The organism is Agromyces marinus (assembly GCF_021442325.1).
Classification (GTDB): domain Bacteria; phylum Actinomycetota; class Actinomycetes; order Actinomycetales; family Microbacteriaceae; genus Agromyces; species Agromyces marinus.
Genome location: NZ_CP087879.1, coordinates 1,495,383 through 1,521,789 on the forward strand (window position 1 = coordinate 1,495,383; position 26,407 = coordinate 1,521,789).

A 26,407-nucleotide genomic window follows, 5' to 3' on the forward strand; every position below is an offset into this window, starting at 1 on the left:
AGAAGGCACTCACCGGGTAGGCAGTTTATCGGGCGGTGATCGTCGCGCGCCGCCGAAACCCTTGTCAGTCCGGGCGAAGCGGGGCATACTCGACCCTGACGACTCGCTCGTCGCAACAGAACACGCACCGCCGTCCGGCAGGTTCCGAGGTCGTAGGGGAAGACGCACCTCATCAGGAACGGAGCAGGAGATGGCGGAACAGGTCACGCGGGCCGCGCGCGCCGCGCGCGGCGTGCTGTTCGTGCACTCGTCCCCGCGTGCGGTCGGACCGCACATCGAGTGGGCGGTCGGCCGCGCACTCGGCCACCCGGTGAACTTCGAATGGACCGAACAGCCGGTGCTGCCCGGAACCCTGCGCACCGAGTTCTCGTGGGCGGGTGAACCCGGCGCCGGCGCGCGCATCGCATCCGCACTGCGCGGATGGGAGCAGACCAGGTTCGAGGTGAGCGAAGACCCGACGCCCGGCAATGACGGCGCCCGCTGGATGCACACTCCCGAGCTCGGTGTGTACTACGCCCAGACCGACGCCGCCGGCAACGTCGTCATCCCCGAGGATCGCGTGCGCTACGCGATGGAGGTCGCGGCGTTCGACGCGACCGAACTCCACCGCGAACTGCGCCTCGCACTCGGCCAGGCATGGGACGACGAACTCGAACCCTTCCGGCACGCGAGCGACTTCGCTCCCGTGGTGTGGTTGCACCACGTGGGGTGAGCCCACCGTCGGTGGCGCGACGCGCCGCCCGGTCGACGACAGGTCCCGGGAGGTGCACGAGCGAAACCGGCGGTGGAACGCAGGCGGGCCCCGAACGCCGGATGGCGTCGGGGCCCGATGCGTGCGAGCGGATGCCGCGGCATCCGCCTCGGGTCACGCCGAACGGAACGCGATGACCGCGTTGTGCCCGCCGAACCCGAACGAGTTCGAGATCGCGAGCTGGTCGCCGCTGCCGAGCTCCTGCGGAGCGCCCGAGACGCGGAAGGGCACCTCCGGGTCCTGCTCGGTGATGTTGATCGTCGGCGGCGCCGTGCGGTCGCGCAACGCGAGCACGGTGAAGATCGCCTCGAGGGCGCCCGTGCCGCCGAGCAGGTGCCCGGTCGACGCCTTCGTGGCCGACACGGGGATGTCCTCGATCCGGTCGCCGAACACGGCCTGCAGCGCCGTGTACTCGTTCGGGTCGCCCACCGGGGTCGACGTCGCGTGCGCGTTGATGTGGGTGACGTCGTCGGCCGAAGCGCCGGCAGCGGCCAGCGCGAGCTCGACCGCGCGCGCGGCCCCCTTGCCCTCGGGGTCGTTCGCGGTGATGTGGTACGAGTCGGCCGTGACGCCGCCGCCGACCACGTAGGCGTAGATCTTCGCGCCGCGCGCCCGCGCGTGCTCCTCGGTCTCGAGGATCAGCACGCCCGCGCCCTCGCCCATGACGAAGCCGTCGCGGTCGATGCTCGTCGGGCGCGACGCCGTCGCCGGGTCGTCGTTGCGCTTGGACAGCGCCTGCATCGACGCGAACGAGGCCATCGTGATCGGGTGGATCGCCGACTCGGTGCCACCGGCGATGACCACGTCCGCCAGGCCGTCGCGCAGGTGCTCGACGGCGTTGACGAGCGACTCTGTGCTCGACGCGCAGGCGCTCGCGACCGTGCTGGCGTAGGCGCGGGCGCCGAAGTGGAGCGAGAGGTTGCCGGCCGCGGCGTTCGGCATGAGCATCGGCACCGTCATCGGGAGGACCCGACGCGGACCCTTCTCGCGCAGCGTGTCCCACGCGTCGAGCAGGGTCCACACGCCGCCGATCCCGGTGGCGAAGTCGATGCCGAGGCGCTCGGGTGCGACGTCGGGGCTGCCGGCATCCGCCCACGCCTCCTTGGCGGCGATGAGGGCGAACTGCGACGCGGGATCGAGCCGCTTGGCGACGGGGCGCTCGAGCACCGTCTCGGGGCGCACGAGCGCCTCGGCCGCGAAGGTCACGGGGATCTGGTACTTCTCGACCCACTCGTGCTCGAGGGTGCGGGTGCCCGAGGTGCCGGCGAGCAGGGCCTCCCAGCTTTCGGGCGCGGTGCCGCCGATCGGCGAGCTCGCACCGATGCCGGTGACGACGATGTTCTTGGTCATGACGAAAACACTCCGGAGAGGGAAGGGTGGAAATCGATCGAGGGGGCCGGGGCCGTGCCCGCGGCCCCCTCGGATCGGTGCCTAGGCCTGCGCGTTGACGATGAAGTCGACGGCGTCGCCGACGGTCTTGAGGTTCTTGACCTCTTCGTCGGGGATCTTGACGTCGAACTTCTCCTCGGCGTTGACGACGATCGTCATCATCGAGATCGAGTCGATGTCGAGGTCGTCGGTGAACGACTTGTCCGCCTCGACCGTGTCGGTGGCGATGCCGGTCTCGTCGTTGATGAGCTCAGCCAGGCCGGCAAGCACTTCGTCGCGGGTCGATGCCATGTTTCTTCTCCTTGCAGGGGTGTCTCGTTCTTGACCGAGACACAGTCTAGATGGACGGGGGACGGCGGCTCAGGGCAGAACCACCACTTGGGCGCCGAACACGAGTCCGGCGCCGAAGCCGATCTGGAGGGCGAGTCCGCCCGAGAGCTCCGGGTGCTCCTCGAGCAGTCGGTGCATCGCGAGCGGGATCGACGCGGCCGACGTGTTGCCGGTCGTGGCGATGTCGCGACCGATCACGACCGACTCCGGCAGCTTCAGCTGCTTGGCGAACTCGTCGATGATGCGCATGTTCGCCTGGTGGGGGAGGAACGCGGCGAGGTCCGAAGCCTGGATGCCGGCGGCATCCAGCGCCTGCTGCGCGACCTTGGCCATGTCCCAGACCGCCCAGCGGAAGACCGTCTGGCCCTCCTGGCGGAGCGTCGGCCACGGGGCTGCGCCGTCGCGGAACTCCACGAGCGTGTGGTTCATGCCCACCGCGCCCGCCTTCGAGCCGTCGGAGCCCCACACGGTCGGTGCGATCGCCGGCGTGTCGCTCGGTCCGACCACGACCGCGCCGGCGCCGTCGCCGAGCAGGAAGCTGATGCTTCGGTCGGCGGGGTCGACGACGTCCGAGAGCTTCTCGGCGCCGATCACCAGCGCGTGGCGCGCGGCGCCGGCGCGGATGAGGGCGTCGGCCTGCGCCACCGCGTACGCGTAGCCCGCACACGCCGCGTTCATGTCGTACGCCGCAGCCGGGTTCGCCCCGACGCGGTCGGCGACGACCGCGGCGATCGACGGGGTCTGCTGCGGGTTCGAGATCGTCGCCACGATGACCAGGTCGATCTGGTCGGGGGAGAGCCCCGACCGCTCGACGGCTTCGCGCGCGGCATCCGTCGCGAGGTCGAGCGCCGACACGTCGGCGCCCGCACGCGTGCGCGTGATGATGCCCGTGCGCTGGCGGATCCACTCGTCGGACGAGTCGATCGGGCCGACGAGGTCGTCGTTCGGGACGGCGTTCTCGCCGCGGGCGGCACCGACCGACAGCAGGCGCGTGTGCGCGGGGCCGGTCGACTGGGTGAGCGTGGGGTGCGTCATGCGGTCTCTCGTGTCGTGGGGAGGTCGGGCGCTACGCGGCCTGCTCGAGCAGGCCGATCGCGGCGGGGAGGTCGTCGGGCGTCTTCACCGCGATCGTCGGAACGCCCTTCAGCGCCCGCTTCGCGAGGCCGACGAGCGCCCCGGCGGGCGCGAGTTCGATGATGCCCGTGACGCCGGCGTCGGCGAACGACGCCATGCAGAGATCCCAGCGGACCGGGGACGCGACCTGGCCGACGAGCAGGTCGACGAACTCGGCACCGGATGCCACGGCGCGCCCGTCGCGATTGCTCCAGAGTCGCAGGCTCGCCTCGCTCGGTGCGAGGCCAGCGGCGACCGCCGCGAGCCGCTCGCGCGCGGGCTGCATGTAGCGCGTGTGGAAGGCGCCGGCGACCTGCAGCGGGATGACCCGGGCACCAGCGGGCGGTTCGGCCTTCAGCCGCTCGAGCGCGTCGACCGCGCCCGCGACCACGACCTGGCCACCGCCGTTGAAGTTCGCCGGCTCGAGGCCCAGCGCTTCGAGCCGGGCGAGCAGGTCTGCCTCGTCGCCGCCGAGGACCGCGCTCATCGCGGTGGGCTCGAGCGCGGCGGCATCCGCCATCGCCCGGCCCCGCTCGCCGACGAATCGCATCGCATCCGCCTCGCCGAGGACGCCGGCCGCGGCCGCAGCCGTGATCTCGCCGACCGAGTGCCCGGCGACGCCGCCCACGAGGTCGCGCCGGCCGTCGCCGACGAGCGCGTCGAACGCGAGGATGCCGGCGGCGACGATGAGCGGCTGGGCGATCGCCGTGTCGCGGATCGTGTCCGCATCGGATTCGGTGCCGTGCCGTGCGAGGTCGACGCCGGACGCGTCGGCGAGTTCGCCGAGCCGGTCCGCGAAGGACGCCTCGGTCAGCCAGGGGGCGAGGAAGCCGGGGGTCTGGGAGCCCTGTCCAGGGCAGACGACGACGATCACCGTCTCAGTCTGCCAATCGTGGGCACGACGTGTGTGTGCACTCGCAACAAGGTATTCGAGGGACCCTTGTGGTGCGGCGACAGTCCGCGCGTCAGTTCGATGGTCGTCGGCGTGGCGCGGAATCGTGATCGCTCATCGAGCCGATGATCAGCGCCGACTGGAGGATGAGCGCCTCACGGGCCCCGGTCGCATCCCATCCGATGACCTCGGACACGCGCTTCAACCGGTAGCGGACGGTGTTCGGGTGGACGAAGAGCTCGCGGGCGGTCGCCTCGAGCGACCGGCCGTTGTCGAGGTAGCTCCACAGCGTGGTGAGCAACTCGGTCGAGTGCGCCTGCAGCGGTCGGTAGATCCGGTGCACCAGCGTCGCGCGCGCCAACGGGTCGCCCGCGAGGGCCCGCTCGGGCAGCAGGTCGTCGGCGTGGACCGGCCGTGGCGCGTGCCGCCACGACCGCGCCACGGCGAACCCGGCGAGGGCCGCCTTCGCGCTCTTGGACGCGTCGACGAGGTTGGGCACCTCGTGGCCGAGCACGAGGTGCCCCGGCCCGAAGAACGGCTCGAGCTGCGTCGCGATGTCGATGAACGAGAGCGCGGCCCCGGTCGCCGCGGGCTCCTCCGGCGTCGCCGCCTGCGGCTCGGCGCGGCCGATCACGACCACCAGGCGGTTGCCCTGCACGCCGATCAGCACGTCGGACTGCATGTGCCGCGCCGACCGCCGCACCTGGTCGACGTCGAAGAGCTTCGGGGCCGTGCCGACGAGCACCGCCACCTCGCCGTGACCGTGCCAGCCGAGCGCCGCGATACGGCTCGGGAGCTCGTCGTCGTACTCGCCCGAGAGGATCGAGTCGACGACGAGCGCCTCGAGCCGTGCGTCCCAGAGTCCGCGCGCCTCGGCGGCGCGGGCGTAGACGTCGGCGGCCGCGAACGCGATCTCGCGCGAGTAGAGGAGGATCGCCTCGCGCAGCGGCTCGCCGCCGTCCTTCACGCGTTCCTCGACGACCTCGACCGTCACCCGGATCAGCTGCAGCGTCTGCTGGAGGCTCACCGAACGCAGCAGCTCCCGCGGGGCCGCGCCGAACACGTCGGCGGCGATCCACGGCGTCGAGCGCGGGTCGTCGAACCAGGCGATGAACGAGGAGATGCCCGCCTGCGCGACCAGCCCGACGGCCGACCGCCGGCTCGGCGGCATCTCCCCGTACCAGGGCAGCGTGTCCTCCAGGCGCTTGAGCGTCTGGGTCGACAGTTCACCCGAGATCGTCCGCAGCCACGCGAGCGTCTCGGCCTTCGTCCTGGGCTTCGCTGCCACCGTCGTGTCGCCTGCTAGCTCTCGCCGCCGGCGGTTCCGGTCGTCCCCGCGTTCACGTCGTGGAGACGGTACTTCTCGATCGCCTGCGCGGCCAGCGAGCGGTCGACCTCGCCGCGTGCGGCGAGCTGCTCGAGGGCTCGGACCACGATCGACGGGCCGTCGATCTTGAAGTACCTGCGGGCTGCCGCACGCGTGTCGGAGAAGCCGAAGTCGTCGGCGCCGAGCGTCGCGAAGTCGCCGGGCACGTAGGCGCGGATCTGGTCGGGCACGGCGTGCATGTAGTCGGAGACGCCGAGGAACGGCCCGGGTGCGCCCGAGAGCTTGTGCGTGACGTACGGTACGCGCGGCTCGGCGTCGGGCTGGAGGAAGTTGTGCTCGTCCGCGGCGAGGCCGTCGCGGCGCAGTTCCGTCCAGCTCGTGACCGACCAGACGTCGGCCGACACGCCCCAGTCGTCGGCGAGGAGCTGCTGCGCCTCGAGCGCCCACGGGACCGCGACGCCCGAGGCGAGCAGCTGCGCGCTCGGTCCGGTGCCGTTGCCGGCGGCGACGCGGTGGATGCCGCGCAGGATGCCGTCGACGTCGACCCCCTCGGGCTCGGCGGGCTGCACGATCGGCTCGTTGTACACGGTCAGGTAGTACATGACGTTCGGATCGGCGTGCGAACCGCCGTACATGCGGTCGAGGCCGGCGCGCATGATGTGGCCGATCTCATAGCCGTAGGCCGGGTCGTAGCTGACCATCGCCGGATTGGTCGCGGCGAGCATCGGCGAGTGGCCGTCGGCGTGCTGCAGGCCCTCGCCGGTCAGCGTGGTGCGGCCGGCGGTCGCCCCGATGATGAAGCCGCGCGCCATCTGGTCGCCCGCGGCCCACATCGCGTCGCCGGTGCGCTGGAAGCCGAACATCGAGTAGAAGACGTACACGGGGATGAGCGGCTCGCCCTGCGTCGCGTACGAGGTCCCGATGTTCGTGAACGCGGCGAGCGCGCCGGCCTCGTTGATGCCCACATGCACGATCTGGCCCTGCGGGCTCTCCTTGTAGGCGAGCAGCAGTTCGCGGTCGACCGAGGTGTAGTGCTGGCCGTTCGGGTTGTAGATCTTCGCGGTCGGGAAGAACGCGTCGATGCCGAAGGTGCGCGCCTCGTCGGGGATGATCGGCACGATGCGGTGCCCGAAGTCCTTGGAGCGGATGAGGTCCTTCAGCAGTCGCACGAACGCCATGGTCGTGGCGATCTCCTGGTGGCCCGAGCCCTTCTTCGCGATCGCGTAGGCCGAGTCGTCGGGCAGCGAGATCTCGACGTGCTTCGAGCGGCGCTCGGGCACGTACCCGCCGAGTTCGCGACGGCGCTCCTGGAGGTACCGGATCGCCTCGTCGTCCTGTCCCGGGTGGTAGTAGGGCGGCAGGTACGGGTTCTCCTCGAGCTGCGCGTCCGAGATCGGGATCCGCATGTTGTCGCGGAAGCCCTTGAGGTTCTCGAGCGTGAGCTTCTTCATCTGGTGAGTCGCGTTGCGACCCTCGAAGGACTTGCCGAGCCCGTATCCCTTGATGGTCTTCGCGAGGATGACGGTGGGCTGGCCCGTGTGCTCGGTGGCCGCCTTGAACGCCGCGTAGATCTTGCGGTAGTCGTGGCCGCCGCGCTTGAGGCCCCAGACCTCGTCGTCGCTGAGGTGCGAGACGAGCTCGAGCGCACGGGGGTCCCGTCCGAAGAAGTTCTCGCGCACGTACGCGCCCGACTCGGCCTTGTACGTCTGGTAGTCGCCGTCGGGCGTGACGTTCATGAGGTTGCGCAGCGCGCCGTCGTGGTCGCGCGCGAGCAGGTCGTCCCACTCGCGGCCCCAGACGACCTTGATCACGTTCCACCCGGCACCGCGGAAGAAGCTCTCGAGCTCCTGGATGATCTTGCCGTTGCCGCGGACGGGTCCGTCGAGGCGCTGGAGGTTGCAGTTGATGACGAAGTTCAGGTTGTCGAGGCCCTCGTTCGCCGCGACCTGGAGTTGCCCGCGGCTCTCGACCTCGTCCATCTCGCCGTCGCCGAGGAACGCCCACACCTGCTGGTCGGAGGCGTCCTTGATGCCGCGGTTCGTCAGGTACTTGTTGAGCTGCGCCTGGTAGATCGCGTTGATCGGCCCGAGGCCCATCGACACGGTCGGGAACTGCCAGAACTCCGGCATGAGCCGCGGGTGGGGGTACGAGGACAGCCCGTGCGGTGCCCGCGACTTCTCCTGGCGGAACCCGTCGAGGTCGTTCTCGCCGAGGCGCCCCTCGAGGTAGGCGCGGGCGTACATCCCGGGCGACGCGTGGCCCTGGAAGAAGATCTGGTCGCCGCCGCCGGGGTGGTCCTGGCCGCGGAAGAAGTGGTTCAGCCCCACCTCGTACAGCGACGCGGCACCCGCGTACGTGGAGATGTGGCCGCCGACCGAGATCTCGGGCCGCTGGGCGCGGTGCACCAGGACCGCGGCGTTCCAGCGCAGCCAGGCACGGTAGCGCCGTTCGATGTCCTCATCGCCGGGGAAGTCGGGCTCGTTCTCGGGGGCGATCGTGTTCAGGTAGTCGGTCGTCGGCACCATGGGCACGCCGAGGTGCAGTTCCTTGGAGCGCTTGAGCAGGCTGAGCATGATCTCGCGCCCGCGCTGGTGGCCCTTCGCCGCGACGAGCGCGTCGAGGGATTCGCCCCACTCGGTCGTCTCCTCCGGATCGGAGTCCATCGCCTCGACCGAGTACGGGTCCTGGTCGTTGACAGTCACACTCGACCTCTCTCTTCAACAGATCGTGCCCTCTTGCGGGGGCGGCCTCGGGATCGTGCGGCCGCATGACGATGACCGGGTCCCGGCCGTGGGCACCCAGCCATCCTAGTGAGTTCGGCTCGGTGCTCGCCGGGCTAGGCTGGCGCGCGTCGACACTCGATCCGTCGGGAGGCGCTGTGATCCTCGGCCCGGGAACCCCCGCACCCGAGTTCGCGCTGCCGGACCAGTTCGGCGCGCCGCGCCGCCTCGCCGACCTCACGGCCCGCGGCGGTGTCGTGCTCGCGTTCGTGCCGTTCGCGTTCTCCCGGATCTGCACCGGAGAGCTCCACGACCTGGATGCCGCCCGGCCGATGTTCGAGGCGGCAGCCGCCGAGGTCTTCCTCGTCTCCGTGGACGCGAAGTACGCCCTGCGCGCATGGGCGGAGGCGGAGGGCGTCCGGCTCGGGATGCTCTCCGACTTCTGGCCGCACGGAGCCATCGCGCGCGCCTACGGCGCGTTCGACGAGCAGGCCGGCTTCGCACGGCGAGCCACCTTCGTGATCGGCTCCGACGGCGTCATCCGCTCGTCGTTCTCGGCGCCCGCCGGGCAGGCGCGCCCGATCGCCGCCTACCGCGACGCGCTCGCGGCCCTCGGCTGAAGCCGCGGCGAGCGGATGCCGCGTCGCGGCGCGGCTACGATGGGTGCACCGCCGCACGCGGCGAGGGCCTTTAGCTCAGTTGGTAGAGCGCCACGTTTACACCGTGGATGTCGTCGGTTCGAGCCCGGCAGGGCCCACCGGCATCCGCGCGTTCGCCTCCGCGTCGGGCCCCGGGCCGACGGTAGGGTGAGTGGGTGCCGATCCGCCTCTCCGACGTCCTCTCGACCGTGGAACGACTGTGGCCCGTGTCCGGCGCCGAGGCGTGGGATGCTCCCGGGCTCGTGACCGGCGATCCGTCGCGCGAGGTCGGGCGCGTGCTGCTCGCGGTCGACGCGGTCGGTGCGACGGTCGACGAGGCGGTCGCGTCGGGTGCCGACCTGATCGTCGCGCACCATCCGCTGCTGCTGCGAGGCGTCACCTCGGTCGCCGAGGACCGCTACAAGGGCGCACTGCTCGCGAAGCTGATCCGCGCCGACTGCGCGCTCGTCGGCGCCCACACGAATGCCGACGTCGTCGAGACGGGCACGTCGGCGGTCCTCGCCGATCGGCTGGGGCTCGAGGGCGCGGTCCCGATCGTGCCGAGCCAGGCGGATGCCGCGCGCGGACTCGGACGCGTCGGGCGGCTGCCCGAGCCGACGACCCTCGGGCGCCTCGCGCGGCGCCTCGCCGAGATCCTGCCCCCGACCGCGACCGGCGTCCGGGCGGCCGGCGGCTTCGACGACCCGGTCCGCACCGTCGCCGTGTGCGGCGGCGCCGGCGACTCCCTGCTCGGCCACGAGGCCGTCCGCACGGCCGACGCCTACGTGACCGCCGACCTCCGCCACCACCCGGCATCCGAAGCCCGCGAGCAGGCGATGCTCGGGGGCGGGCCGGCGCTGCTCGACGTCTCGCACTGGGCGAGCGAGTGGCTCTGGCTGGAGGCCGCGGCCGCCGAGCTCCGCGCCGCGCTCCCCGAGGTCGACGTGGTCGTCAGCGAACTGCGCACCGATCCGTGGGATTTCCAGGTGGTCCAGTGACCTCCCGCCCGACTTCGCACCCATCAGACCCCATCCCGACGAGGAGCACCACGTGAAGGCCAGTCCCGCCGACCAGGAGCAACTGCTCCGCCTCCAGGCCATCGACACCCGCCTGCAGCAGCTCGCGCACCGGCTCCGGTCGCTGCCGCAGACCGCGGAGCTCGCCGCCCTCGGCGAGCGCGACGCGGCCGTGCGCGGCCGACGGGCCGAGGCGATCGGCGTGCTCGAGGACGCCCGGACCGAACTCGGTCGCATCGAGTCCGACGTCGAGGTGGTCGAGAAGCGGATCGCCCGCGACGGCGACCGTCTCACCCACACGTCGTCGATGAAGGACGTCCAGGCGCTCGAGGCCGAGCTGGTCTCGCTGCGCAGGCGCCTCAGCGACCTCGAGGACGCCGAGCTCGTCGTGATGGAGAAGGTCGAGGCCGCGGAGTCGGCCGTCGCGGCGATCGACGGCGAGCGCGCGGAACTCGCCGAGGCGACGGCTGCGCTCGAAGCCGCACGCGACGAGGCGGCAGGCGGACTCGGCACCGAGCGGGAGCACGCCGAGCGGGATCGCGGCGCGATCGCGGCGACCGTCCCTGACGACCTGCTGCGCTTCTACGAGAGCCTCCGGGTCCGCGGCGCCGGCGTCGGCGCCGCCCTGCTGCGCCAGCGCACGTGCGGCGGGTGCACCATCACGCTCACGGGATCCGACCTCGAGTCGGTGCGCCGATCGGCGCCCGACGAGGTGCGCCAGTGCCCCGAGTGCGACCGCATCCTCGTGCGGACCGACGAATCGGGACTCTGACCGACCGCGGGGCGGTAGCCTTGCAGGGCGAGCGGGTCGGCAAGACGGCCGCGTCGCCCGAGCGATCGGGCGCCGAGGAACGTCCGGGCTCCGCAGGGCAGGACGGTGGGTAACACCCACCCGGGGCAACCCGCGAGACAGTGCCACAGAGAACAGACCGCCACGGGCCTCGGCCCGCGGTAAGGGTGAAACGGTGGGGTAAGAGCCCACCAGCGGCCGCGGCGACGCGGTCGGCTCGGTAAACCTCGTCCGGAGCAAGGCCAGACAGGGAACCATGGGGCTGCCCGTCCCGTTCCCGGGTAGGCCGCTGGAGGGGCACGGCAACGTGTCTCCGAGAGAGATGGCCGTCCAGCCGGTGTCGCGCAAGCGCCCGGTGAACAGAACCCGGCGTATCAGCCGGCCCGCTCGCCCCCCGCCCCAGGATCGTGACGCCGGGGCGATCGCCGTCAGAACCGCGCGGCGAGCGCCGCGGCACCGAGGATGCCGGCGTTGTTCCGGTGCACCGCCGGCACGATGGGCGTGGCGAGCTCGAGCAGCGGCAGGAACCGTTCGTGGTGCTTCGAGACGCCGCCGCCGACGACGAACAGGTCGGGCGAGAAGAGGAACTCGACGTGCGCGTAGTAGCGCTGGAGTCGCTGCGCCCACGCCTCCCACGTCAGGCCGTCGCGCTCCATGGCCGAGTAGGCGGCCCGTTCCTCGGCGTCGCCGCCGTCGACCTGCAGGTGACCGAGCTCGCTGTTCGGCACGACGGCGCCGTCGAAGATGAGCGCCGAGCCGATGCCCGTGCCGAGGGTGGTCAGGATCACGAGACCCCGCTCGCCGTGCGCCGCGCCGAACTCCGATTCGGCGTAGCCGGCGGCATCCGCGTCGTTGATGAAGTGGATGCCGGTGCCGAGCTCGCGCTCGAAGAGCCGCTCGGCCTCGAGGCCGATCCACTCGTCGGACACGTTCGCGGCCGAGAGGGTCCTGCCGTGCTTGACGATCGCGGGGAAGCACACCCCGAGCGGCAGCGCGGAGTGCCCGAGGTCGGCGACCTGGGCGAGCAGGTCGCCCGTCGCCCGCAGGATGTCGGCCGGGCGCCCGCCCGAGGGCGTCCTGACCTTGATGCGTTCGGTGACCAGTTCGCCCGTGCCGAGGTCGACGACCGCTCCCTTGATGCCGGTGCCTCCGATGTCGATGCCGATCGCCCGCTCGCCCGTCATGGCGTCAGACTAGCGCCCGGGCCGAAGCGGCCGTTCAGGGCTCGGTCAGGATCTCGGCGCCGCGTTCGGTCACCACGATCGTGTGCTCGAACTGGGCGGTCAGCCGGCGGTCGCGGGTCACCACGGTCCAGTCGTCCGGCCAGAGGTCCCAATCGGTCGTGCCGAGCGTGAGCATCGGCTCGATGGTGAACACCATGCCCGGCTCCATCACCGTCGTCGCGTTCGGGTCGTCGAAGTGGGGGATCACGAGGCCCGTGTGGAACGCCCGACCGACGCCGTGGCCGGTGTAGTCGCGCACGACGCCGTACCCGAACCGCTTCGCGTACGACTCGATCGCGCGCCCGATGACGTTGACCTGCCGTCCGGGGGCGACCGAGCGGATGCCGCGGGCGAGCGCCTCGCGCGTCCGTTCCACGAGCAGCTCCGCCTCGTCGTCGGCCTCGCCGACCAGGAAGGTGTGGTTGAGGTCGCCGTGCATGCCGTCGAGGTAGGCGGTGACGTCGATGTTGACGAGGTCGCCGTCCCCGAGGACGGTGTCGTCGGGGATGCCGTGGCAGATGACCTCGTTGACCGACGTGCACGAGGACTTCGGGTACCCGCGGTACCCGAGCGTCGACGGGTAGGCGCCGTGCGAGACGACGACCTCGTGTGCGATGCGGTCGAGCTCGTCGGTCGTCACGCCCGGGCGGATCGCGTCGGCGGCTGCTGCGATCGCGCGTGCGGCGACGCGCCCGGCGGCGCGGATCCGCTCGACCTCGTCGGGGGTGTACCGGTCGCCGTCGGGGTTCGGGGAGGGCGCGGCACGCCCGACGTACTCGGGGCGTGCGATCCCCGCGGGAACGGGGCGTGCGGGGGAGAGGCGGCCCGCGATCAGGCGGCCGTGGGCGTCCTTGGGCATAGGATCAGCCTATGTCCAGGGATGTGGAGCATCGGTTCTGGTACAACCTCAACACCGGTGAGGTCGAGGAGGGCATGGTCTCGCCGTCCGTCGAGCGGGTCGGCCCGTTCGAGACGCGCGCGGAGGCCGAGCAGGCGCTCGAGATCCTCCGAGCGAACAGCGCCAAGTGGGCCGAGGAGGACGCCGCCGAGGACTGACCGCGGGCGACCCTGCGTCGTCGACGCCGGGTCAGTACGAGTGCTCCTCGGTCGGATAGGTGCCCGAGGCGACATCCGCTCGCCAGGCCTTCGCGGCGTCGCCGAGCACGCCGGCGAGGTTCGCGTACTGCTTGACGAACCTCGGGATGCGACCCGTGGTCAGGCCCGCCCAGTCCGTCCAGACGAGGAGCTGGCCGTCGCAGTGCGGCCCGCCCCCGACCGAGATCGTCGGGATGTGCAGCCGTTCGGTGACCTGGCGTGCGGCGTCGGCCGGAACCATCTCGAGGACGACCGCGAACGCCCCGGAGTCCTGTACGGCCTCGGCGTCGGCGAGCAGCTGCTTCACGCCCTCGCCGCGGCCCTGGATGATGTGGCCGCCGAGCCCGTGCTCGCTCTGCGGCGTGTAGCCGATGTGGGCCATCACGGGGATGCCCGCACCGACGATCCGCCGGATCTGCTTGTGGCTGCGCTGCCCGCCCTCGAGCTTGACCGCGTGCGCGCCCGCCTCCTTCATGAAGCGGATGGCGGTGTGCAGGGCCTCGTCGGGTCCGTTCTCGTATGAGCCGAAGGGCATGTCGGCCACGACGAAGGCCCGCTGGACGGCGCCCGCGACCGCCCGGGTCATCGGGATGAGCTCGTCGACGGTGACGGGCAGCGTCGTCTCGTAGCCGAGGACGTTGTTGCCCGCCGAGTCGCCGACGAGCAGGAAGTCGATGCCGGCGTCGTCGAAGATGCGGGCGGTCAGCTGGTCGTAGCTGGTCAGACCCGTGATCTTGATGCCGTCGCGTTTGGCGGTCTGGAAGTGCCGGGTGCGGACCCGCTTGGGGCCGCCGCCGGACGCCTGCGCCCCGCCGTAGGGGTTCTCCGCCTGCTGGGGTTCGGGCGTGCTCGCAGCGCCCTCGGGTGCGTGGTCGGACATGGCGCAAGTCTTGCACAGGCGCGGTGACCGGCACGGACGGGCCGGGGGAGCGCACCCACTACGCTGAGAGCATCGAGGAAGGGTGTGCATGGACAAGCAGCGCGACTTCGTTCTCCGGACCATCGAGGAACGCGGCGTCAAGTTCGTCAGGCTCTGGTTCACGGACGTCGTCGGGACCCTGAAGTCGGTCGCGATCGCACCGGCGGAGGTCGAAGGCGCCTTCACCGAGGGCATCGGATTCGACGGCTCCGCGATCGAGGGCCTGAGCCGGACCTTCGAGTCCGACCTGCTCGCCTACCCCGATCCCACGACGTTCCAGACCCTGCCGTGGCGCGGCGACGTCGACCCGACGGGGCGGATGTTCTGCGACATCACGACGCCCGACGGCGAGCCCGCCGTCGCCGACCCGCGCAACGTGCTCAAGCGCACGCTCGCGCGCGCGGCCGACGCGGGCTTCACCTTCTACACGCACCCCGAGATCGAGTTCTACCTGCTGAAGTCGAGCAAGTACGGCGCCGAGGGCCCGCAGCCGGTCGACTCCGCAGGGTACTTCGACAACGTTCCCGGGGGCACCGCCCACGATTTCCGGCGCCGCTCGGTGCGCATGCTCGAAGACCTCGGCATCTCGGTCGAGTTCAGCCACCACGAGGCAGGCCCCGGCCAGAACGAGATCGACCTGCGCTACGCCGACGCGCTGACCACGGCCGACAACATCATGACGTTCCGCACGGTCGTCAAGGAGGTCGCGATCGAACAGGGCGTGTACGCGACGTTCATGCCCAAGCCGTTCTCGGACAAGCCCGGTTCGGGCATGCACACGCACCTGTCGCTGTTCGAGGGCGACTCGAACGCCTTCTACGAGCCGGGCGCCCAATACCAGCTCTCCAAGATCGGGCGCCACTTCATCGCGGGCCTGCTGCGGCACGCGAACGAGATCTCGGCCGTGACGAACCAGTTCGTCAACTCCTACAAGCGGCTCTGGGGCGGCGACGAAGCCCCGAGCTTCATCTGCTGGGGGCACAACAACCGTTCCGCACTCGTGCGCGTGCCGCTGTACAAGCCGAACAAGGGGCAGAGCGCGCGCGTGGAGTATCGCGCGATCGACTCCGCCGCGAACCCCTACCTGGCGTTCTCGCTGCTGCTCGCGGCCGGGCTCAAGGGCATCGAAGAGGGCTACGAGCTCCCGCTCGAGGCCGAGGACGACGTGTGGGCCCTCACCGACAGCGAGCGTCGCGCCCTCGGCTACCGGCCGCTGCCCGCGAGCCTCGACCACGCGATCGAGTACATGGAGACCTCCGAGCTCGTGGCCGACACGCTCGGAGAGCACGTGTTCAACTACGTCCTCGCGAACAAGCGCGCCGAGTGGCGCGAGTATCGCACGCAGGTCACGCCGTTCGAGTTGCAGCGCAACCTCGAGATCCTCTGACGAACGGGAGCGGATGACGCGGCAGGGTGCGACACTCGGTGCGCTCGCGCGCGCCGGGTTCGACGACCTCGGACTCGCCGCGGCGCACACGACGCAGCTCGCGAGTTCGGCGGGGACCGACGTCCGGGCCCTCGTCGACGCGCTGGGAGCTGCGGCGGACCCGGATCACGCGCTGCACGAACTCCTCCGGTTGCGCGAACGCGCGCCGGAGGCGATCGACGCCGTGACCCGCGACCCGGCGGCGCTCGACCGTGCCGCACGCCTGCTCGGCGCGTCACGCGGCTTCGCCGAGTACTTCCATCGCAACCTCGGCGAACTCGCGCTCCTGCACGACGACCCGGCCCCGCCGCCGGCCGCCGACGCCGCATCGGCCGAACTCGTCGGAGTCGTGGCATCCGTCGACGCCCCGCTCGCAGACCTCGCCGAGGTCGGCGCACGCGCGCTGCGCGTCAGGTACCGGCGGCTCCTCGCCGGCATCGCCGTCTGGGACCTCACCCGCGGCGACCCGGTCGACGCCCTCGACACCGTCGCCGCGGGCCTCGCCGACCTGGCCGGCGCCGCGATCGAGGCGGCACTCGTGCTCTCCCGCAGGCTCGCCGCACGCGGTGCGGGCGAACCGGCTGCGCCGGGGCGCTTCCCCGCGGCCGAGGTCGACGCCACGCGACTGGCCGTCATCGGCATGGGCAAGGCCGGAGCCCGCGAACTCAACTACGTCAGCGACGTCGACGTGATCTTCGTCGCCGAATCCGCCGACGACGAGACGGTGCCGACGTCTCGTGCGCTCGAGGTCGCGACGCGACTCGCGATGACCGCGATGCGTGCCATCGGCGAACCCGGCATCGAGCCGCCGCTCTGGGAGGTCGACCCGAACCTCCGACCCGAGGGCAAGGACGGCGCACTGGTTCGCACCCTCGAGTCGCACCTGCAGTACTACGACCGATGGGCGAAGAGCTGGGAGTTCCAGGCACTGCTGAAGGCCAGGCCGCTCGCGGGCGACCCCGAACTCGGCGACCGCTACGCCGCCGGCGTCGCACCGAAGGTGTGGGCGAGCTCGTCGCGCGACGGGTTCGTCGAGTCCGTGCAGCGCATGCGCGAACGTGTCACGGAGCACATCCCCGACGACGAGGTCGACGTGCAGCTCAAGCTCGGGCCGGGCGGCCTGCGCGACATCGAGTTCACGGTGCAGCTGCTGCAGCTCGTGCACGGCGCCGCGGACGACTCGATCCGCCAGGGCGGCACGATGCGGGCGCTCGCGGCCCTCGCCGAGCGCGGGTACGTCGGGCGCGAGGAATGCGCGGAGTTCTCGCACGACTACCGCGTGCTCCGGGTGCTCGAGCACCGCCTCCAGCTCTTGCGACTCCGACGCACCCACCTCATGCCGACCGACGATGCCGCACGCCGCGTGCTCGCCCGCGCCTCGGGCCTCGGCCGCAGCGCCGCCGAGCTCACGACGCTCTGGCAGTCGGTGCGGCGCCGCGTCCGGGGCCTGCACGAACGACTGTTCTACCGCCCGCTCCTGTCCGCGGTCGCGGCGCTCCCCGCCGACGGACTCGGACTGACCAGCGAACAGGCCGGCGCGAGGCTCGCCGCGATCGGGTTCACCGACCCGCGCGGCGCGCTCGCCCACATCGCCGCGCTCACCGCAGGCGTCTCGCGCCGCGCGACCATCCAACGCCACCTCATGCCCGTGCTCATCTCGTGGTTCGCCGAGGGCGCCGACCCCGACTACGGCCTGCTGTCGTTCCGCCGCATCAGCGACACGCTCGGAACGACGCACTGGTACCTGCGGCTGCTCCGGGACTCCTCCGACGCGGCGATGCGGCTGACCCGGGTGCTGTCGGGGTCGCGGTTCGTCGGCGGCCTCCTCGAGCGCACGCCCGAGGCGGTCGCCTGGCTCGAAGACCAGGCCGACCTCCGCCCCCGTTCGCTCACCGGCCTGCGCGAGGAGGGCGATGCGGTCCTCGCGCGGCACACCGATCTCGACGCGGCGGCCAAGGTGCTCCGCGCGATGCGACGACGTGAGGTCCTCCGACTCGCGATCGCGGGCATGCTCGACGTCTGCACCGTCGAAGAGCTCGGCCACGCCCTGAGCGACCTCACCGAGGCCCACCTCGAGAGCCTCGTCCGCGCCATCCGGCGCGACGACGACGGCATCGAGTTCGCGGTCGTCGGGATGGGCCGGTTCGGCGGGCGGGAGCTCGGCTTCGGGTCCGACACCGACATCCTCTACGTCTACCGCCCGGTCACCGCGGAGCCGGATGCCGCCCACACCCGCGCCCTGAAGATCGTCTCCGAACTCGTCCGGCTCACCGAGGACGCGCTGCTCCCGTTCGACCTCGACCCCGGGCTGCGCCCGGAGGGGCGCAACGGCGTCGTCGCACGCTCGCTCGACGCGTATCGGGCGTACTACGCCCGGTGGTCGCTCACGTGGGAGGCGCAGGCGCTGCTGCGAGCGCGCGGCGTGGCGGGGGATCGCTCCCTCATCCGGGACTTCACGGACCTGGCGGACGAGGTCCGCTACCCCGCGGCGATCGCCGACCAGGACGTCCGGGAGGTCAAGCGGATCAAGGCGCGCGTCGAGAACGAACGCCTGCCCCAGGGCGCGGACCCGACGCGCCACCTGAAGCTCGGCCGGGGTTCGCTCAGCGACGTCGAGTGGTACGTGCAGCTGATCCAGCTGCAGCACGCGAGGGAGGTCCCGCAGCTCCGGACGACCTCCACCCTCGACGCCCTGGCGGCCGCGGTCGACGCGGACCTGCTCGACGAGGAGGACGCGGACACGCTGCGTGCCGCGTGGGTGCTCGCCTCCCGAGCGCGCTCGTCGCTCACCCTGTGGCTCGACCGGACGACCGACGTCCTCCCGGTCGAGCGGACTCAGCTCGAGGGCGTTGCGCGGATCATGGGGTATCCGCCCGGGTCCGCGACCGCGCTCGAGCACGAGTACCTGGCCGTGACGCGCCGCGCGCGGGTGGTGTTCGAACGCGGGTTCTACGGCGAGCAGCCGCGACGCGAGCCGAAGATCCGCTGAGCCGGACGCGACGGGGCCGTCTCGACGGTGCCGGGCGCGCGCGGAACGACCGATGCCCCGCACCGGATGGTGCGGGGCATCGGTCGTTCGGGTGAACGCGCGAGGTCAGACGCCGTAGTACAGCTCGAACTCGAACGGGTGGGGGCGCTGGGCCAGCGGCTTCAGCTCCTTCTCGCGCTTGTAGTCGATCCAGGTCTCGATGAGCTCCTTGGTGAAGACGCCGCCCTCGAGCAGGAACTCGTGGTCGGCCTCGAGCGCGTCGAGCACGTCGGCGAGCGTGCCGGGCACCTGCGGAATCGACTTGGCCTCCTCGGCGGGCAGCTCGTAGAGGTCCTTGTCGACCGGCTCGTGGGGCTCGATGCGGTTCTTGATGCCGTCGATGCCCGCCATGAGCTGTGCCGCGAACGCGAGGTAGGGGTTGCCCGAGGCGTCCGGCGCGCGGAACTCGATGCGCTTGGCCTTGGGGTTGGTGCCCGTGATCGGGATGCGGATTGCGGCGGAGCGGTTGCCCGCCGAGTACACGAGGTTGACCGGGGCCTCGAAGCCGGGGACGAGGCGGTGGTAGGAGTTCACCGTCGGGTTCGTGAACGCGAGCAGCGCCGGGGCGTGCTTGAGGATGCCGCCGATGTACCAGCGTGCGACGTCCGACAGGCCGCCGTAGCCGGCCTCGTCGTAGAACAGGGGCTTGCCGTCGCTCCACAGCGACTGGTGGGTGTGCATGCCCGAGCCGTTGTCGCCGAAGAGCGGCTTCGGCATGAAGGTCGCGGTCTTGCCCCACTCGTTCGCCGTGTTCTTGACGATGTACTTGAACTTGAGGATGTCGTCCGCGGCGTGGACCATCGTGTCGAACTTGTAGTTGATCTCGCCCTGGCCGGCGGTGCCGACCTCGTGGTGCGAGCGCTCGAGCTCGAGACCGGCGTCGATGAGCTTCAGGCAGATGTCGTCGCGCAGGTCGGCGTGCTGGTCGACGGGGGAGACCGGGAAGTAGCCGCCCTTGTACGGGGTCTTGTTCGCGAGGTTGCCGCCCTCTTCGGCCCGACCCGAGTTCCACGCGCCCTCGCTGGAGTCGACCGAGTAGAAGCTCGAGTGCTGGTTCACCTCGTAGCGCACGTCGTCGAAGATGTAGAACTCGGCCTCGGGGGCGAAGTACGCGGTGTCGGCGATGCCGGTCGAGGCGAGGTACTTCTCGGCCTTCTTGGCGACCTGGCGCGGGTCCTTGGCGTAGATCTCGCCGTTGCGCGGGTTGTAGATGTCGAACACCATGATGAGCGTGCGCTCGGCGCGGAACGGGTCGACGTAGGCCGTCGAGACATCCGGGATGAGCTGCATGTCGGACTCGTGGATCGACGCGAAGCCGCGGATCGATGAGCCGTCGAAGAGCTGACCGGTCGTGAAGAAGTCCTCGTCGACCGTCGAGGCCGGGATGTTGAAGTGCTGCTGCACACCCGGCAGGTCGGTGAAGCGGATGTCGAGGAACTTGACGTCCGTCTCCTTGATGAACTTGAGGACTTCGGAAGAATCACTGAACATGCGACGCGGCTCCAGGGGTGGTTGGGACGGGGAGAACGAATCTCGTTCGACCGGTTCCCGACGCTATCCGCCCGCGGTTTCCCTGCCGTGACGCGATTGTTTCGAGCGTGTTACACGGTTGCCGGGTCGGTAGACTCGATCGGTGCCCGACTCCGCAGTTCCCACCGGTGACATCCCGCCCAGCTCCTACCCGGGAGAGCGGCTCGGCCTCCCGGAGGAGGGCCCGAACTCGGTCGCCCGGCTCGGGCGTCGGATCGGAGCGCTCCTGATCGACTGGGCGATCGCCAACGTCATCGCGCTGCTGGTCGGCCCGTACGCGTCGAACGCCCAGTCGTGGGCTGCGCTCGGCATCTTCGCGCTCATGCAGATCCTGCTCATCCCGACGATCGGGGGGAGCATCGGGCACCGACTGCTCGGGATGCGCGTCGTGCCGATCCGCGGCGGATGGATCGGGCTGTGGCGCCCGGTCGTCCGCACCGCGCTGCTGGTCGTCGTCGTGCCGGCCCTCGTCTGGGACTCCGACCAGCGCGGATTCCACGACAAGATCGCCGGGACCGTCCTGATCCTGGCCTGAGCCGGTACGACGCGCCGCCGTCGTGGGCTGAGACGACTGCGGCATCCGCTCGAGGGAACGGATGCCGCAGTGAGGCCGATCGGTCAGCGCATGCGCCCGCGCTGCGGGCGCACCTTCAACGGGTCGACGCCCTTCGGAATGGGCAACGAGCTCTGCAGGGAGTTCAGGCGGTTGGTCACGGCCATGACCTCGGGCTTGGTGAGCGTGCGCTTGGTCTTGCGCAGCGTCGCGGCCAGGCGGTGCAGTTCGACCGAGCCCTCTTCGTGGCCGACCGAGATCAGCGTCACGGGGACGTTCGGGAGGATGCGCGCGACCTTGCGCTTCTCATCCTCGAGCATGCGCTCCGTGCGGGAACGCGAGCCCTCGCTGATGAGCGCGACGCCGCCGCGGCCGACGGCGCGGTAGACCGCGTCCTGGGTGCGGCCGTTGACGGCGACCGGCATCTCGTTGCCGACCCAGCTTCCGCGCAGCCCGCTGCGGAGGACCGCGCCGACCGCGCCCGGCTGGCCGTCGATCTGCGAGTACGCGGCGCGCTCGGCGCGACGGCCGAGGATGATGAGCGCGATGAGCAGGCCCGCCAGCACGCCCGCGACGACCCACAGGGCGATGGTGAACCCGTTGCCCCCGCTCAGCCACAGCGCGAGTCCGAGGCCGACGGCGATCGGGAGCAGGAAGCCGAGGAGCATGAGCCACTGGGCGCTGGAGTCGTAGCGGCGGGTCATCTGGAAGACCTGCCACATCTGCTTCATGCGGCCGGGCTCCTTCGGGGGCTTGGGAGCGGCCCCGGCGTCCTTGGTTCGTGCCATGCCTTCAAGGATACCGGCGCGGGAGCGGGCCGTCCGACGCGCGAGCGGCGTCGGACGGCCCGGACCTCACCCGACGGCCTGTGCGAAGCCGAGCGAGGCGTCCGCGAGGTGCGCGAGATCGGGTGGAAGTCCGCGGCCCTTCGCCTGCATCGACTGCGCCCAGAGGCGTCCGGCACGGTACGACGAACGCACGAGCGGCCCCGCGAGCACGCCGAGGAACCCGATCTCCTCGGCCTCGGCCTTGAGCTCGACGAACTCCTCGGGACGGACCCACCTGGCGACCGGCAGGTGCCGCGGGCTCGGGCGCAGGTACTGCGTGATCGTGATGATGTCGGTTCCGGCCTCGTGCAGGTCGCGGAGCGCCTGCGAGACCTCATGGCGTTCCTCGCCCATCCCGAGGATGAGGTTCGACTTGGTGATCAGTCCGGCATCCCGCCCCTGCGTGATCACGTCGAGCGAGCGCTCGTACCGGAACGCCGGCCTGATGCGCTTGAAGATCCTTGGCACGGTCTCGACGTTGTGGGCGAAGACCTCGGGCACGGCCGAGAACACCTCGCCGAGCAGGTCCGGGTCGCCCGAGAAGTCGGGCACCAGGATCTCCACCCCGGTGCCCGGGGACTGCGCATGGATCTGCCTGATCGTCTCGGCGTACAGCCACGCGCCCTCGTCCGGCAGGTCGTCGCGCGCGACCCCGGTGACGGTCGAGTAGCGCAGCTGCATCCGGACCACCGACTCTGCGACGCGCCTGGGCTCGTCGGCGTCGAAGTCGGCGGGCTTGCCGGTGTCGATCTGGCAGAAGTCGCAGCGCCTCGTGCACTGCGAGCCGCCGATCAGGAAGGTCGCCTCGCGATCCTCCCAGCACTCGTAGATGTTCGGACAGCCGGCCTCCTGGCAGACCGTGTGGAGGTCCTCCGACTTCACCAGCTGCTGCAGCTGCCGGTACTCGGGGCCCATCTTCGCCCGCGTCTTGATCCACTCGGGCTTGCGTTCGATCGGGGTCTGCGCATTGCGGACCTCGAGGCGCAGCAGCCGACGCCCACCGGCATCCGCGCTCATGCGACCAGCTCCGGTGAGAACTCGGCATCGAGTCGGGCACGAACGGCGTCCGCGACATCCGCCGGGGTGACGGTGCGGCCGAGCACCCGGGTCATGGTCGTGACCCCCGCATCGCGGATGCCGCACGCGACGATCCTCGAATACGGCTCCAGCGAGTTCGAGCAGTTCAGGGCGAACCCGTGCATCGTGACGCCGTCGGCGACGCGGATGCCGATCGCGGCGATCTTCTCCTCGGTGCCGTCGCGGACGATCCAGACGCCGGAACGACCTTCCACCCGGCTCCCGTCCACCCCGAACCCGCCGAGGACGTCGATGAGGACGCCCTCGAGACGGCGCACGTATCCGACGACGTCGACGGGTTCGGCCAGCCGGATGATCGGATAGCCGACGAGTTGGCCCGGCCCGTGCCAGGTGATCTTGCCGCCCCGGTCGACGTCGACGACGGGGGTGCCGTCGACCGGACGTTCGTCGGGGGAGGTCCGCTTGCCGGCGGTGTAGACCGGCTCGTGTTCGAGGAGGATGACGGTGTCCGGTCGCTGACCGGAGACCACCGCCTGATGGACGGCGCGCTGGAGGGTGAGTCCCTCGTCGTACGGCACGGAGTTGGCGCTTAGCCCCGTGTCGACATAGTCGAGCATGCGGCAAGTCTAAGCGGCGTCCCGTCCTCCACCGTCCGGTCGGCCGTCCGGTCGCCCCCCGGTCGAGGAGCGGCGGGGGTCCCCGCCGGCCGGCCGACGGCATCCTCGGGGCATGATCCGTCGACGAGCGCCGCGCGCGAACGCACCGGACCCCGAGCCCGGGCCGATCCCGTCCGCACGATCCGGGGCGGTGCTCGCCGGCTATCGACTGGTGCGCCGCCTCGCGACCGGCGAGCGGGCGGGCGTGCACCTCGCGGTCGTCGACCGGGACGGCGATCGCGGCGCCGACCCCGCGCTCGTCGTGATCCGGATCTACCCGGCGGACGCGGACGACGTGATGATCGCGACCGAGATCGCGGCGATGCAGGCGGATGCCACACGGAGCGCCCCCGCGCTCCTCGATGTCGCGGCACTTCCCGACGGGCGTTCGTGCCTGGTCGTCGAGCGGATCGCCGGGCGATCCCTCGGCGAGCACCTCGTCGCCGGATCGCTGACCCCAGGACAGGCGGTCACGGCGCTCGCGCCGATCGTCGTCGCGAGCCGCGAACTCGCCCGACACGGATTCGCCCACGTGCGTCTGTCGGCATCGGACGTGCACCTCGACGCGACGGGTCGCCCGCGACTGCTCGGGCTCGGAGCGCTCGAGTCCATCGGCGACGGGGTCGCTCCTGCGGACCGCATCGACCGGTCGCGCCGCGCCCACCGGGCGTTGGCGACGCTCGTCGAGGATGTCGCCGCAGCGACCGTCCGCCCCGGGGCGTTCCGTCCCGTGCTCGACCTGATGCGCGCGACCGAGGACCGCCGCCCGTTCCAGCCGGATCTGCTCGCCCTCGAACGGGCCCTATTCGCGGTGGCGGATCCGGTGCCCCTCGTCCGGTCGGGCGGACCCGGCGGACAGGTCGCAGTGCCGTCTCGGATCGCGGCCGAAGCGGTGCCCGCGGGCGCGCCTGCGCCCGCGCCCGGCGGCGGATCGATCGTCGGCGCGACGAGGGACCCACGCGCATCGGCCCGCTCCCTCGCCGAGCTGGCGCAGTTGCCGGGAACGCTCGCCGACGAGTTCGGCGAGGCGCTCGATGCGGGCCCGCTCGCCGGACTCGGACGACGCTGGACGGCCTGGATGGCGGGCCGGCGCGCGGTGGTCGCGGTCGGCGGCCTGGTGGGGGCGGGAGCGCTCGTCGCCCTCCTGACGGCCGTGCCGCCCGGCGCCGGCGGAGCACCGGGCTCGAGTGCTCCGGAACCCCCTGGCCCGACGCAGGCGGCGACGAAGGACGACGAAGGAGCCGACACCGACGATCCCGCGGCCGCGGACCGGGCGCGGCCCGCCGCGGCGACGCACGTCACGCCCTCGACCGCGGCGCCGGATCCGGTCGATCCGGAGGACCCGGTCGCCGCCGCAGCCGCCCTGCTCGAGATCCGCACGGGGTGTCTCGCGGCGCGCGATGCGGACTGCATCGCCGCCTATGCCCAGTCGGGCTCGCCGATCGAGGCGCGCGACCGCGCGATCGCCTCGGGAGCGGGTGAGCCGGACGACCCGGTGGCGAGCCTCGACGACATCACGATCGGGACCGACCTCGGCGATGCCGTCGTGCTCCGCGTGCCCTCCTCGACCGAACGCGAACCGGCCTCGCTCCTGATGATTCGGAGCGAGGCCGGTTGGCGATTGCGGGAGTGGTTCGACTAGAGGCCGAGGTCGCCCTCGAAGTCGCCTTCCTCGAGCCGGTCCTTGACCGCGGTCAGGAACCGGGCGGCGTCGGCACCGTCGATGATGCGGTGGTCGTACGACAGCGCCAGGTAGACCATCGACCGGATCGCGATCGCGTCGGCGCCGTCCTGTGTCGTCACGACGGGGCGCTTGACGACCACGCCGGTGCCGAGGATCGCGGTCTGCGGCAGGAACACGACGGGCGTGTCGAACAGCGCACCGCGCGAGCCCGTGTTCGTCAGCGTGAACGTGCCGCCGGCGAGCTCATCGGGCTTGAGCTGGTTGTTGCGCGTGCGCTCGGCGAGGTCGGCGATCTGCTTGGACAGGCCGGCGATGTCGAGCTCGCCCGCATCGCGCACGACCGGCGTGAGCAGTCCGCGCTCGGTGTCGACCGCGATGCTGAGGTTCTCGCGCTCAGGGTAGACGATCGAGTCGCCGTCGACCGTCGAGTTGACGATCGGGTAGGCGCGCAGCGCCTCGACGGCCGCGAGGGCGAAGAACGGCAGGAACGAGAGCTTCGTCCCGGTCTGCTCGTGGAACGCGCCCTTGACCCTGTCACGCAGGCGAGCGACGCGCGTGACGTCGACCTCGACCACCGACGTGAGCTGGGCGGTCGACTGCATCGACACGACCGCGCGCTCGGCGACGACCTTGCGCAGGCGCGTCATCGGCTGCGTCGTTCCGCGCAGGGGAGAGGTCTCGAGCGGCTGGCGGGCGGGTGCGGTATCTGCCGTGGCCGGCGCTGCCGTCCCGGCGGAGAGCACGTCCTGCTTGCGGATGCGGCCGCCGACGCCCGTGCCCGTCACGCTCGCGAGGTCGACGCCCTGCTCGTTCGCGAGCTTGCGCACGATCGGCGTGACGTAGCCCGACGTGCCCGCGTGGGCACCGGCCTGCGGAGCGGGAGCGGCCTGGGCCGCCTGCTGCTCGGGAGCGGGAGCGGCGGGTGCCTCCGCCGCGGGCGCAGCGGGAGCGGATGCCGCCTCGGCCGGCGCGGCCTGCGGTTCTGCCGGAGCCGCAGGGGCGGCGGGAGCCTCGGCGGCGGGAGCTGCCGGTGCCTCGGGCGCCGCGGGTGCGGACGGAGCCTCCGCCGGCGCGGGTGCGGCCTGCGGCTCCTCCGGAGCAGCCGGCGCCTCGGCGGCGGGCTCCTCGGCAGCCGGTGCCGCCTCAGCGGCGGGCTCCTCAGCAGCGGGTGCCTCGGGCTCCTCGGCGGGCGCGGCCGCAGCCGAACCGTCTCCGATCGTCACGAGCGCGGCGCCGACCTCGACCGTCTCGTCCTCCTGGACGAGGATCGCCTCGATGACGCCCGCCACCGGCGATGGGATCTCGGTGTCGACCTTGTCGGTCGAGACCTCGAGCAGCGGCTCGTCGACCTCGACACGGTCGCCCACATTCTTCAACCAGCGGGTGACCGTGCCCTCGGTGACACTCTCGCCGAGTGCCGGGAGGCTGACGGATTCGCTCATTCGCTTGTCTCCTTCACAGC

At 71.5% G+C, this 26,407-nt stretch carries 23 protein-coding genes, 1 tRNA gene and 1 other RNA gene; 11 read left to right on the plus strand and 14 right to left on the minus strand.

Annotated features, from left to right (window positions below):
• The first annotated feature begins 190 nt into the window (after positions 1–190).
• Positions 191–712 (plus strand): DUF3145 domain-containing protein, encoded by a 522-nt coding sequence (locus DSM26151_RS07020; protein ID WP_234661683.1) that lies wholly within the window; start codon positions 191–193, stop codon positions 710–712.
• A gap of 153 nt (positions 713–865) precedes the next feature.
• Here the strand turns inward: DSM26151_RS07020 and DSM26151_RS07025 are convergent, their stop codons facing one another.
• The 6 genes from DSM26151_RS07025 to aceE all read right to left on the minus strand — a co-directional run bounded on the left by DSM26151_RS07025 (position 866) and on the right by aceE (position 8,504).
• Positions 866–2,101: a beta-ketoacyl-[acyl-carrier-protein] synthase family protein gene (locus DSM26151_RS07025; RefSeq protein ID WP_234661684.1), complete on the minus strand. Its 1,236-nt coding sequence runs from the start codon at positions 2,099–2,101 to the stop codon at positions 866–868.
• Between the two features lie 81 nt (positions 2,102–2,182).
• Positions 2,183–2,431 carry an acyl carrier protein gene (locus tag DSM26151_RS07030; RefSeq protein ID WP_234661685.1) on the minus strand — a complete coding sequence of 83 codons (249 nt, stop codon included), beginning with the start codon at positions 2,429–2,431 and terminating at the stop codon, positions 2,183–2,185.
• A gap of 69 nt (positions 2,432–2,500) precedes the next feature.
• Positions 2,501–3,505 (minus strand): beta-ketoacyl-ACP synthase III, encoded by a 1,005-nt coding sequence (locus tag DSM26151_RS07035; RefSeq protein ID WP_234661686.1) that lies wholly within the window; start codon positions 3,503–3,505, stop codon positions 2,501–2,503.
• A 31-nt stretch (positions 3,506–3,536) separates the two neighbouring features.
• On the minus strand, positions 3,537–4,457 hold the full coding sequence (locus tag DSM26151_RS07040) for an ACP S-malonyltransferase (protein WP_234661687.1): 921 nt from the start codon (positions 4,455–4,457) through the stop codon (positions 3,537–3,539).
• A 91-nt stretch (positions 4,458–4,548) separates the two neighbouring features.
• Positions 4,549–5,763: a PucR family transcriptional regulator gene (locus DSM26151_RS07045; RefSeq protein WP_234661688.1), complete on the minus strand. Its 1,215-nt coding sequence runs from the start codon at positions 5,761–5,763 to the stop codon at positions 4,549–4,551.
• 14 nt (positions 5,764–5,777) lie between these two features.
• A complete protein-coding gene (aceE, locus tag DSM26151_RS07050) occupies positions 5,778–8,504 on the minus strand; it encodes a pyruvate dehydrogenase (acetyl-transferring), homodimeric type (protein WP_234661689.1) in 2,727 nt (908 codons plus the stop codon).
• Between the two features lie 176 nt (positions 8,505–8,680).
• Between aceE and DSM26151_RS07055 the strand changes: the two genes are divergently transcribed.
• From DSM26151_RS07055 to rnpB, 5 genes are all read left to right on the plus strand, one after another.
• Positions 8,681–9,142 carry a peroxiredoxin gene (locus DSM26151_RS07055; protein ID WP_234661690.1) on the plus strand — a complete coding sequence of 154 codons (462 nt, stop codon included), beginning with the start codon at positions 8,681–8,683 and terminating at the stop codon, positions 9,140–9,142.
• Between the two features lie 64 nt (positions 9,143–9,206).
• Positions 9,207–9,279: transfer RNA gene (locus tag DSM26151_RS07060), tRNA-Val, on the plus strand.
• Positions 9,280–9,336: 57 nt separating this feature from the next.
• Complete coding sequence (locus tag DSM26151_RS07065) at positions 9,337–10,158, plus strand: Nif3-like dinuclear metal center hexameric protein (RefSeq protein WP_234661691.1); 822 nt, start codon at positions 9,337–9,339, stop codon at positions 10,156–10,158.
• A 52-nt stretch (positions 10,159–10,210) separates the two neighbouring features.
• Complete coding sequence (locus tag DSM26151_RS07070) at positions 10,211–10,948, plus strand: zinc ribbon domain-containing protein (RefSeq protein WP_234661692.1); 738 nt, start codon at positions 10,211–10,213, stop codon at positions 10,946–10,948.
• Between the two features lie 32 nt (positions 10,949–10,980).
• Positions 10,981–11,356: RNase P RNA component class A (gene rnpB / locus DSM26151_RS07075), an RNA gene on the plus strand.
• Positions 11,357–11,394: 38 nt separating this feature from the next.
• Here rnpB and ppgK read toward each other — a convergent pair.
• Both ppgK and map read right to left on the minus strand, forming a co-directional pair.
• The gene (gene ppgK, locus DSM26151_RS07080) at positions 11,395–12,150 is read right to left on the minus strand and encodes a polyphosphate--glucose phosphotransferase (protein WP_234661693.1); all 756 of its coding nucleotides are present in this window, start codon (positions 12,148–12,150) and stop codon (positions 11,395–11,397) included.
• 34 nt (positions 12,151–12,184) lie between these two features.
• A complete protein-coding gene (gene map, locus DSM26151_RS07085) occupies positions 12,185–13,048 on the minus strand; it encodes a type I methionyl aminopeptidase (RefSeq protein ID WP_234661694.1) in 864 nt (287 codons plus the stop codon).
• An 11-nt stretch (positions 13,049–13,059) separates the two neighbouring features.
• Here map and DSM26151_RS07090 point away from each other — a divergent pair, with 11 nt between their 5' ends.
• Positions 13,060–13,245 (plus strand): SPOR domain-containing protein, encoded by a 186-nt coding sequence (locus tag DSM26151_RS07090; protein ID WP_234661695.1) that lies wholly within the window; start codon positions 13,060–13,062, stop codon positions 13,243–13,245.
• A 31-nt stretch (positions 13,246–13,276) separates the two neighbouring features.
• On the opposite strand, the gene panB is transcribed toward DSM26151_RS07090, so the two are convergent.
• On the minus strand, positions 13,277–14,164 hold the full coding sequence (gene panB, locus DSM26151_RS07095; protein WP_234661696.1) for a 3-methyl-2-oxobutanoate hydroxymethyltransferase: 888 nt from the start codon (positions 14,162–14,164) through the stop codon (positions 13,277–13,279).
• Between the two features lie 88 nt (positions 14,165–14,252).
• Between panB and glnA (DSM26151_RS07100) the strand changes: the two genes are divergently transcribed.
• Together glnA (DSM26151_RS07100) and DSM26151_RS07105 are read left to right on the plus strand one after the other, a co-directional pair.
• Complete coding sequence (gene glnA / locus DSM26151_RS07100) at positions 14,253–15,590, plus strand: type I glutamate--ammonia ligase (protein WP_234661697.1); 1,338 nt, start codon at positions 14,253–14,255, stop codon at positions 15,588–15,590.
• A 13-nt stretch (positions 15,591–15,603) separates the two neighbouring features.
• Entirely contained in the window at positions 15,604–18,618 is a 3,015-nt protein-coding gene (locus tag DSM26151_RS07105) for a bifunctional [glutamine synthetase] adenylyltransferase/[glutamine synthetase]-adenylyl-L-tyrosine phosphorylase (RefSeq protein WP_234661698.1), read from the plus strand.
• A gap of 105 nt (positions 18,619–18,723) precedes the next feature.
• On the opposite strand, the gene glnA (DSM26151_RS07110) is transcribed toward DSM26151_RS07105, so the two are convergent.
• Entirely contained in the window at positions 18,724–20,148 is a 1,425-nt protein-coding gene (glnA, locus tag DSM26151_RS07110; RefSeq protein ID WP_234661699.1) for a type I glutamate--ammonia ligase, read from the minus strand.
• Positions 20,149–20,290: 142 nt separating this feature from the next.
• Between glnA (DSM26151_RS07110) and DSM26151_RS07115 the strand changes: the two genes are divergently transcribed.
• Positions 20,291–20,722: an RDD family protein gene (locus DSM26151_RS07115; protein ID WP_234661700.1), complete on the plus strand. Its 432-nt coding sequence runs from the start codon at positions 20,291–20,293 to the stop codon at positions 20,720–20,722.
• Between the two features lie 83 nt (positions 20,723–20,805).
• Here the strand turns inward: DSM26151_RS07115 and DSM26151_RS07120 are convergent, their stop codons facing one another.
• The 3 genes from DSM26151_RS07120 to lipB all read right to left on the minus strand — a co-directional run bounded on the left by DSM26151_RS07120 (position 20,806) and on the right by lipB (position 23,222).
• Positions 20,806–21,528: a DUF4191 domain-containing protein gene (locus DSM26151_RS07120; RefSeq protein ID WP_234661701.1), complete on the minus strand. Its 723-nt coding sequence runs from the start codon at positions 21,526–21,528 to the stop codon at positions 20,806–20,808.
• 66 nt (positions 21,529–21,594) lie between these two features.
• On the minus strand, positions 21,595–22,584 hold the full coding sequence (gene lipA / locus DSM26151_RS07125; protein WP_234661702.1) for a lipoyl synthase: 990 nt from the start codon (positions 22,582–22,584) through the stop codon (positions 21,595–21,597).
• Positions 22,581–23,222: a lipoyl(octanoyl) transferase LipB gene (lipB, locus tag DSM26151_RS07130; RefSeq protein WP_234661703.1), complete on the minus strand. Its 642-nt coding sequence runs from the start codon at positions 23,220–23,222 to the stop codon at positions 22,581–22,583. The genes lipA and lipB overlap by 4 nt, the downstream gene beginning before the upstream one ends.
• A gap of 112 nt (positions 23,223–23,334) precedes the next feature.
• Between lipB and DSM26151_RS07135 the strand changes: the two genes are divergently transcribed.
• Positions 23,335–24,903, plus strand: coding sequence for a serine/threonine-protein kinase (locus DSM26151_RS07135; RefSeq protein WP_234661704.1), 1,569 nt, complete (start codon positions 23,335–23,337; stop codon positions 24,901–24,903).
• Here the strand turns inward: DSM26151_RS07135 and sucB are convergent.
• Positions 24,900–26,387 carry a 2-oxoglutarate dehydrogenase, E2 component, dihydrolipoamide succinyltransferase gene (gene sucB, locus DSM26151_RS07140; RefSeq protein WP_234661705.1) on the minus strand — a complete coding sequence of 496 codons (1,488 nt, stop codon included), beginning with the start codon at positions 26,385–26,387 and terminating at the stop codon, positions 24,900–24,902. The two genes, DSM26151_RS07135 and sucB, sit on opposite strands and share 4 nt — an antisense overlap.
• Between the last annotated feature and the right edge of the window lie 20 nt (positions 26,388–26,407).